The sequence below is a fragment of the Micromonospora sp. AMSO1212t genome, from assembly GCF_008868145.1.
Taxonomy (GTDB): Bacteria; Actinomycetota; Actinomycetes; order Mycobacteriales; family Micromonosporaceae; genus Micromonospora; species Micromonospora tulbaghiae.
In genome coordinates this window covers 1-7,744 of the sequence record NZ_WBKS01000190.1, presented here as the reverse complement: position 1 = coordinate 7,744, position 7,744 = coordinate 1, and the positions used below count along the sequence as shown (strand labels likewise).

8 protein-coding genes are annotated in these 7,744 nt (G+C 74.4%); 3 read left to right on the top strand and 5 right to left on the bottom strand.

Annotated features, from left to right (window positions below):
* Positions 1 to 63: 63 nt before the first annotated feature.
* A complete protein-coding gene (locus tag F8279_RS28275; RefSeq protein ID WP_091424197.1) occupies positions 64 to 621 on the top strand; it encodes a TetR/AcrR family transcriptional regulator in 558 nt (185 codons plus the stop codon).
* Positions 622 to 698: 77 nt separating this feature from the next.
* Here the strand turns inward: F8279_RS28275 and F8279_RS28270 are convergent, their stop codons facing one another.
* The 4 genes from F8279_RS28270 to F8279_RS28255 all read right to left on the bottom strand — a co-directional run bounded on the left by F8279_RS28270 (position 699) and on the right by F8279_RS28255 (position 4,641).
* Positions 699 to 1,337 (bottom strand): transcriptional regulator, encoded by a 639-nt coding sequence (locus F8279_RS28270; protein WP_225853445.1) that lies wholly within the window; start codon positions 1,335 to 1,337, stop codon positions 699 to 701.
* Positions 1,338 to 1,426: 89 nt separating this feature from the next.
* Entirely contained in the window at positions 1,427 to 2,503 is a 1,077-nt protein-coding gene (locus tag F8279_RS28265; RefSeq protein ID WP_175438798.1) for a zinc-binding dehydrogenase, read from the bottom strand.
* Positions 2,500 to 3,942 carry an aldehyde dehydrogenase family protein gene (locus F8279_RS28260; protein WP_091424189.1) on the bottom strand — a complete coding sequence of 481 codons (1,443 nt, stop codon included), beginning with the start codon at positions 3,940 to 3,942 and terminating at the stop codon, positions 2,500 to 2,502. The genes F8279_RS28265 and F8279_RS28260 overlap by 4 nt, the downstream gene beginning before the upstream one ends.
* 45 nt (positions 3,943 to 3,987) lie before the next feature.
* Positions 3,988 to 4,641 carry a TetR/AcrR family transcriptional regulator gene (locus tag F8279_RS28255; protein ID WP_091424185.1) on the bottom strand — a complete coding sequence of 218 codons (654 nt, stop codon included), beginning with the start codon at positions 4,639 to 4,641 and terminating at the stop codon, positions 3,988 to 3,990.
* 87 nt (positions 4,642 to 4,728) lie between these two features.
* On the opposite strand from F8279_RS28255, the gene F8279_RS28250 reads away from it, so the two are divergent.
* Together F8279_RS28250 and F8279_RS28245 are read left to right on the top strand one after the other, a co-directional pair.
* Positions 4,729 to 5,901, top strand: a complete 1,173-nt coding sequence (locus F8279_RS28250; RefSeq protein ID WP_091424180.1) for an acyl-CoA dehydrogenase family protein — start codon at positions 4,729 to 4,731, stop codon at positions 5,899 to 5,901.
* A gap of 90 nt (positions 5,902 to 5,991) precedes the next feature.
* Positions 5,992 to 6,507 carry a peptidoglycan-binding protein gene (locus F8279_RS28245; RefSeq protein ID WP_192580788.1) on the top strand — a complete coding sequence of 172 codons (516 nt, stop codon included), beginning with the start codon at positions 5,992 to 5,994 and terminating at the stop codon, positions 6,505 to 6,507.
* A gap of 125 nt (positions 6,508 to 6,632) precedes the next feature.
* Here F8279_RS28245 and F8279_RS28240 read toward each other — a convergent pair whose 3' ends face one another.
* Positions 6,633 to 7,670 (bottom strand): aminotransferase class V-fold PLP-dependent enzyme, encoded by a 1,038-nt coding sequence (locus tag F8279_RS28240; RefSeq protein WP_151501568.1) that lies wholly within the window; start codon positions 7,668 to 7,670, stop codon positions 6,633 to 6,635.
* Positions 7,671 to 7,744 lie beyond the last annotated feature (74 nt).

Below are 7,744 nucleotides of genomic sequence, written 5' to 3'. Positions count from 1 at the left end.
TCCGCCCATGCGGTCACCGTACTACAGATGTAGTCGGCCGCACTACGGCTGTAGTCTGACCGGGTGACCGATCGCCGGCAGCTCCTGCTCGACGCCGCCATCCGGGTGCTCGGCACCGGAGGGCCGCGGCAGCTCACCCACCGGGCCGTGGACGCGGAGGCGGGCCTGCCCGAAGGCTCCGCGTCCAACCGGTTCCGCACCCGGGAGGCGCTGGTCACCGGCGTCTTCGACCGGCTGGTCGAGGTGGAGACGGCGGCCTGGCAACGGCTCGCCGCGGACCTGCCGCCGGGCGACGTCGCCGCGTTCGCCGCCGTGGTCGGCCGGCTGATCCGGGAGTTCACCGACCAGCAGCGGGTGCTCACCCTGGCCCGGTACGCGCTGTTCGTCGAGGCGGCCGTGCGGCCCGACCTGCGCCCGGCGATCGAGGCCGCCCGGGCACGGCTGGCCGGCTGGGGCGAGCCGCTGCTCGCCACGCTCGGCTCGACCGATCCGCCCGCCCACTTCCGGATGCTGCTGGCACTCGTCGACGGGCTGCTGAGCAACCAGCTCGCCTCCCCCGATGACGGCTTCGACCCGGAGGCCGCCGTCGCCACGCTGCTGCGCGGCCTCCGCGCCGGCTGACCGGATGCCAGGCGGCAGGCGTCAGGCGGGCCCACAGGCAGCCGGCGTCAGGCGCGGGCCGATCAGACGCCCCGAGGTCAGGCGCCGCCTCCGGCCAAGCAGGCCAGCGTCGCCTCACCGAGGGTGGTGAGGCGCCGCGGCACGGCCGACGAGGGCGGGAACGGCTCGATCCACCCCGGGCCGGCGGCGAGCACGCGTACCCCGGGCAGGTCCCGCCGCAGACGCACCAGGCGGTACGCGCGGCCCGTCAGCGGCGACTGCGACCAGACCACCACCACCCGCGGGCGGACCTGGACCACGGCGCTGGCCAGCGCGGACCAGGGCAGCGCCGGGCCGAGGTGCAGCGCGCCCCGGCCGCGTTCGCGCAGCGCCGCGGCGAGGGCGTGCAGCCCGAGGCAGTGCGTCTCGTGCTCGGCGCCTGCGAGCAGGACGCCCTGGGCGGGAAGCGGCCGGGAAGGCTCACGGCCGAACACGTCCAAGCCGACGCGTACCCCCTCGGAGAGGGCGTGCTCGACGGCGATCTCGGCGGCGCTGTCGCCACGCAGCGTCCCCAGCAGCGGCAGGCAGACCTGCTCCCAGGCCGGCACCACCCCGACCTCGGCGGCCAGGTCGAGCACCAGCCCGGCGACCCGGTTGTCGTCCAGGTCCTCGGCGGCGGCGGTCAGCCGTTTGCGGGCCGTCTCGACGGCCCCGGCCGGCATGTTCTCGGTCAGCAACGGACGTACCCCCGGGTAGCTCTCCTACCCAGGGTTCGTCCGCACGGCCCGATCCGGATGCGCCACCGGTGAATCCGGCCGGAACCCGGTCAGTCCGGGAAGGTGACGACCCAGCGGGCGCCCTCGCCCCGGGCCAGCCGCTCCAGCGCGGCGGGCGCCTCGGCCAGCGGCACCGTGCCACTCACCAGCGGTCCCAGATCCAGGTCACCGGCGGCGAGCGCTTCGGCCAGCTCCGGCACCTCCCGGTCCGGGTCGGTCGAGCCGTACACCGAGGAGCGCAGCGTGCGCGCGGAGTGGAAGATGTCCAGCGCGGAGAGGCTGAGCATGTCGTCCTTGCCGCCCATGCCGACCACCGTGACCGCTCCCCCGCGCCGCGTCGCCCGCCAGGCGGCGCGGATGGTGGCGGACCGGCCGACGCACTCGAACGCGTGGTCCACGCCGCGTCCGTCGGTGCGGACCCGGATCTCCTTGCCCAGCCGGTCGTCCGAGCGCAGGAAGTCGGTGGCACCGGCGGCGAGCGCCAGCTCCCGCTTGGCCTCCACCACGTCCACGGCGAGGATCGGCGCCGCGCCGGCCCGCCGCGCGGCGGTCAGCACGGCCAGCCCCACCCCGCCGAGCCCGATCACCGCCACCGACTCGCCGGGTGCGACCCGTGCGGTGTTGCGGACCGCGCCGACGCCGGTGAGCACCGCGCAGCCCAGCACCGCGGCCTGCTCCGGCGGCAGTCCGGCCGGCACCGGTACGGCGGCGTGCTGCGGCACCACCACCTCCTCGGCGAGCGCGCCGAGTCCGAGCGTGACCTGAAGGGGCTCACCGGCGGCCGTCTCGCCCCGGGGTGTGGACGGGTTGGGGTTGGCGGCGCAGAGCCACGGTTCGCCGTGCCGGCAGTGCCAGCACTCCCGGCAGGCGGGCGCCCAGTTGAGCACCACGGGTGTGCCGACCGCGAGCGTCGTGCCGGGCCCGGCCTCGGCCACCACGCCCGTCGCCTCGTGCCCCAGCACCAGCGGGTACGCGGGCGCCAGCGTGCCGTCCACCATGGCCAGGTCGGAGTGGCAGATGCCGGCGGCGCGGATGCGTACCCGCAGCTCGCCCGGGCCGGGCGCGGGCAGGCGTACGTCCTCGACCGCCGGTGTCTCGCCCCGGCCGCGTACCACGAGCGCCCTCATCGCTGGATCGCCTTCAGCTCGGTGAACTCCTCCACGCCGTACGCGCCCAACTCCCGGCCGAGGCCGGACTGCTTGTAGCCGCCGAACGGGGCGAGCGGATTGAACGCGCCGCCGTTGACGTCCACCTGGCCGGTACGCATCCGCCGCGCCACTGCCAGCGCCGCGTCCTCGTCGGCCGACCAGACCGCGCCGGCCAGCCCGTACCGGGAGTTGTTGGCAATGGCGACCGCCTCGTCGGTGTCGGCGAACGGGATCACCGCGAGCACCGGCCCGAACACCTCCTCCTGGGCGAGCGCGCTGTCCGGGTGCACGTCGGCGAAGACGGTGGGCGCCACGAAGTGCCCCTGCGACGGCAGCGGTGCGTCCGGACCACCGGCAACGAGCCGGGCGCCGTCGGCGAGCGCCCGGTCGACGTGGTCGCGTACCCGCTGGGCCTGCGCGGCGGAGGCGAGCGGGCCGAGCCGGGTGGCCGGGTCGAACGGGTCGCCGAGCCGGTAGCCGGCCACCGCCGCCGCGACCAGGTCCAGCGCCTCGGCGTAGCGGTCGCGGTGTACGAGCATCCGGGTCCAGGCGGTGCAGGTCTGCCCGGAGTTCAGCAGCGCGTTGCCGACGCCGACCTTGACCGCGGTGGGCAGGTCGGCGTCGGCCAGGACGACGTTCGCCGACTTGCCGCCGAGTTCCAGCGAGACCCGGGCGAGCCGCTCGGCGGCCAGGCGGGCGATGCGCCGGCCGGTGGCGGTGGAGCCGGTGAACGAGACCAGGTCGACGTCGGGGTGGGCGGCGAGCGCCTCGCCGGCCACCGGGCCGGTGCCGGGCACCAGGTTCACCACGCCGGGCGGCAGGCCGGCCTCGGTGATCGCGTCGAACAGCAGGTACGCGGTGAGCGGCGTCAGCTCGCTGGGCTTGAGCACCACTGTGCACCCGGCGGCGAGCGCGGGCGCGACCTTGGCGACCACCTGGTGCAGCGGGTAGTTCCACGGGGTGATCGCCCCGACCACGCCGACCGGCTCCCGGACCACGAGCGAGTTGCCGACCGTGTGCTCGGCGGCCGGGCGGGCGGCCAGGTCGACCATGCTCCGCAGCACGGTGAGCGGCAGCCCGGCCTGGACGCGCGTGGCGAGCTTGAGCGGGGTGCCCAGCTCGGTCGCCACGGTGCGGGCGATCTCGTCGGCGCGGGCGGCGAGCGCGGCGTGCAGCCGGTCCAGGTGCGCGGCCCGCTGCTCGGGGGCGGTGGCGGCCCAGCCGGGGAACGCGGCGCGGGCGGCGGCGACCGCGCGGTCCACGTCGGCCGGCGTGCCGGCGGGCACCTCGCCGACGATGCTCCCGGTGGCCGGGTTCTCGACCGGGATGGTGTCGCCCGACGACGGGTCGACCCAGTCACCGGCGACGTGCAGGTGGCGGCGCGTCAGCAGGGCGGGAGGGGCGGCGGCGAGATCCATGGCGTCCTTCGGGGGCGGTGGAAACTAGCGGTGGGAGTTTCGACGCTACTCCGGACCGCCGACCCGTTCCAGCGGGGCGACGGTGGCCGCGTACTCGGCGGCGAACCCGTGCAGCAACGCGTCCAGGCCGAGCGCGAACGCCCCCTCGTCCACGCTGCGCTGGTGGCCGGCCAGGCGGTGGGCCTGGTTGAGGTGCGGGTGCGCGGCGTAGAGCGAGGGGTCCTCGACGAAACCGCGGGCGAACGAGCCGAGCGCGGACCCGGCCACGAAGTAGCGCATCGCGGCGCCGATGTGGGTGGCCCGCGCGGGCGGCCAGCCGGCCCGGACCAGCGCGCCGTAGACCGCGTCGGCCATGGCGAGCGCGGCCGGACGGCGGCCCGGCCCCTGCGCCAGGTACGGCACGATGTTCGGGTGCGCGGCCAGCGCGGCCCGGTACGAGCGCGCCCAGCGGCCGAGCGCGTCGAGCCAGTCGTACTCGTCGAAGACGCCGATGTCGACCGTCGCCGCGACGCCGTCCGCCACCGCGTCGAGGATCTCCTCCTTGGTGGCGAAGTGGTTGTAGAGCGAGGGGCCGCGTACGCCCAGCGCGGCGGCGAGCCGCCGGGTCGAGAGCGCGTCCAGCCCGTCGGCGTCGATCAGCGCCAGCGCGGTCTCGACGATCCGGTCGCGGGTGAGCAGGGCCTGTCGGGGTCGGGGCACCTGGTCATCATCCTCTCTTCGACACCGGGTCTGGACGCGGGAAAACTTCCAGCGCTAGTTTAGAGGCAGTCGACCTGAGGGGGCACCGTGGACTTCGCACTGTCCGACGAGGAACGCGCGATCCGGGACACCGTTCGCACGTTCGTCACCCGCGAGGTGATGCCGCTGGAAGCGGAGGTCCTGCGCCGCGAGCGCGCCCACCAGCCCGGCCTGGACCGCTCCGAGCTGCGCGAACTCCAGCTCAAGGCCAAGAAGTTCGGCTTCTGGGGGCTGGCCACGCCCGAGGAGTACGGCGGGATGGCCCTGCCTGCGGTCATGCAGTCGCTGATCTGGACCGAGCTGGGCCGCAGCTTCGTGCCGTTCCGCTTCGGCGGCGAGGCCGACAACATCCTGTTCCACGCCACCGAGGAGCAGAAGCGCGAGTTCCTGATCCCCACCATCGAGGGGGAACGGATCTCCTGCTTCGCCATCACCGAGCCCGGCGCGGGCTCCGACGCGGCGAACATCAAGCTGCGCGCCCGCCGCGACGGCGACGAGTGGGTCCTCGACGGCGAGAAGACGTTCATCACCAACGGCAACGACGCCGACTTCGCCATCGTGGTCGCGGTGACCGACCCGGAGAAGGGCGCCCGCCGCGGCGGCGCGACCGCGTTCCTGGTGGACCGCGCGATGGGCTGGCGGTCCGAGTTCATCCAGACCATGGGCGAGGGCGGCCCGGCCTCGCTGATCTTCGACGGCGTACGGGTGCCGCACCGCAACATCCTCGGCGAGATCGGGCAGGGCTTCACGCTCGGCATGGAGTGGATCGGCAAGGGCCGCTACACCATCCCGTCGCACGCCATCGGCATCGCCGAACGAGTCCTCCAGATGGCCATCGACCACGCCAACACGCGGGAGACGTTCGGCGCGCCGATCGGCACCAACCAGGCCATCCAGTGGATGATCGCCGACTCGGAGACCGAACTGGAGGCGGCCCGCTGGCTGATCCTGCGCTCGGCCTGGACGGTCGACCAGGGCCTCGACCCCCGGCACGCCTCCTCGATGGGCAAGCTCTACGGCGCCGGCATGGTCAACCGGGTGGTGGACCGGGTGCTCCAGATCCACGGCGGCATGGGCTACACCCGGGAGCTGCCGATCGAACGCTGGTACCGGCAGGTCCGGCTGTACCGGATCTTCGAGGGCACCGACGAGATGCAGCGGCTGATCATCTCCCGCGACCTGTTGCGCGGGTACACGAAGATCGGCGGCCACCTGGCCTGACGCGTTGTGTCCCAACTCTGACTCTGCGCAACCGGGCGCGGGCGCCAGGTGTGTCCCCGGCAAAGGCACCACCAGCCGGAGGAGATGCACATGCGCACTCGAACCACGGCCGTCGCGCTCACGATGGCCGCCGCCATGCTCGGAGTCCTCGCGGTCTCGGCCGCACCGGCCTCGGCGAGCGTGAGTCAGGGGTACATCACCGGTTCCGGCGACTGGCGGGACGACTGGGGCGACGAGGGCCCGATCTCGACGTCGACACGCTCCTACAGCAACGTCGTCGCCATGTGGCAGATGATCCTGTGGGCCGACGGCTACCTCACCCACTCCGACGTCGACTGCCGGTTCGGGCCGCAGACGACTGCCGCCACCAAGCGGTGGCAGAGCGCCCGGGGCCTTGTCAGCGACGGCGTCGTCGGTGCCAGGACTCTCTCCCGGGCGGCCACCCGGCTCGTCGTCTGGGAGGGCGAGGGCTGGTACGCCTACGACGGAGCGACCGACTACTTCCAGCTCGGTCGCCGGACCGACGGCAGGTGGGACATGACCCTCGGCCCGGACCGCGGATGGAAACTGCTCTCCTACACGTCCGCGACCTTCGACGTCTGCTGACCGATCGGGACGGCCGGCGCGCGGTGGCGCGCCGGCCGTTCTGGCTGTTCTCGGCCGCTCTCCGACTGTTCTCGGGCCGCTCCCCGGCCCTTCTCGGGCGTTCTGGCCGTTCTCCGGCCGCGAGGTCAGCCGGTCAGCGCCTCGACCGCCCGGTCCACGTCCGCCTCGGTCGTGTAGAGGTGGAACGAGGCGCGCACTCGGCCGGCCCGTACCGCCGCACGCACCCCGGCGCGGGCCAGCCGCTCCTGCGCGTCCGGCACGTCCACCGAGACGATCGCGCTGTCGCCGGGCGGGCGGCCCAGCCCGGCCAGGAACCGGTTGGCCAGCCCCACGTCGTACGCGCGCACCGCCTCCGGGTCCAGGTCGGCGAGCAGTTCCAGCGCCGGAGCCGCCCCGGCGTAGCTCATCCAGGCCGGGGAGATGTCGAAACGCCGGGCGTCGTCGGCCAGGCGTAGCGGCAGACCGTAGTAGGAGGCGTGCGGGTCGCGACCGGCGTACCACCCGGCCGCGTCCGGGCGCATCCGCTCGCGCAGCGCCGGGGCCAGGTAGGCGAAGGCCGAGCCGCGCGGCGCCATCAACCACTTGTACGCCGCCACCACCACCGCGTCGGCCCGGTCCGCCGCGAACGGCAGCCACCCGCACGCCTGCGTGGCGTCCGCCACCACGAGCGCGCCGTGCGCCCGGGCCGCCGCGACGATCTCGTCGTACGGAGTCACAGTGCCGTCGGCGGACTGCACCACGCTGAACGCCACCAGGTCCGTGTCGGCGTCGATCGCGTCTACCAGGCCGGCCAGCGGCACGGTGCGCACCCGTACGCCGCGCTCCTGCTGGACCAGCCACGGAAACAGGATCGACGTGAACTCGGTCTCGGGCACCACCACAGTCGCGCCCGCCGGCAGCCCGGCCGCGATCGGCGCGACGAGTTGTGACGCGCTGGCGCCGACGCTCACGTCGGCGACGTCCACCCCGGTCAGCCGGGCGAACGCGGCCCGGGACCGGTCCACCGACTCCTCCCACACCTCGAACGACACCCGCCCGGTCCGCCAGTCGGCGAGCACCCGCTGCAGGGCGTCCCACACCGGTTCCGGCGGCAGTCCATAGGTGGCCGTGTTCAACCAGCCCGGCTCCGGTTGCCACAACTTCTGCGCCTGCTCCAGCTCCATAGCCCAACGCTAACCACCCCCTCCCCCCCCCCCCCCCCCCCCCCCCCCCCCCCCCACACCCCTCTCACCCCCCC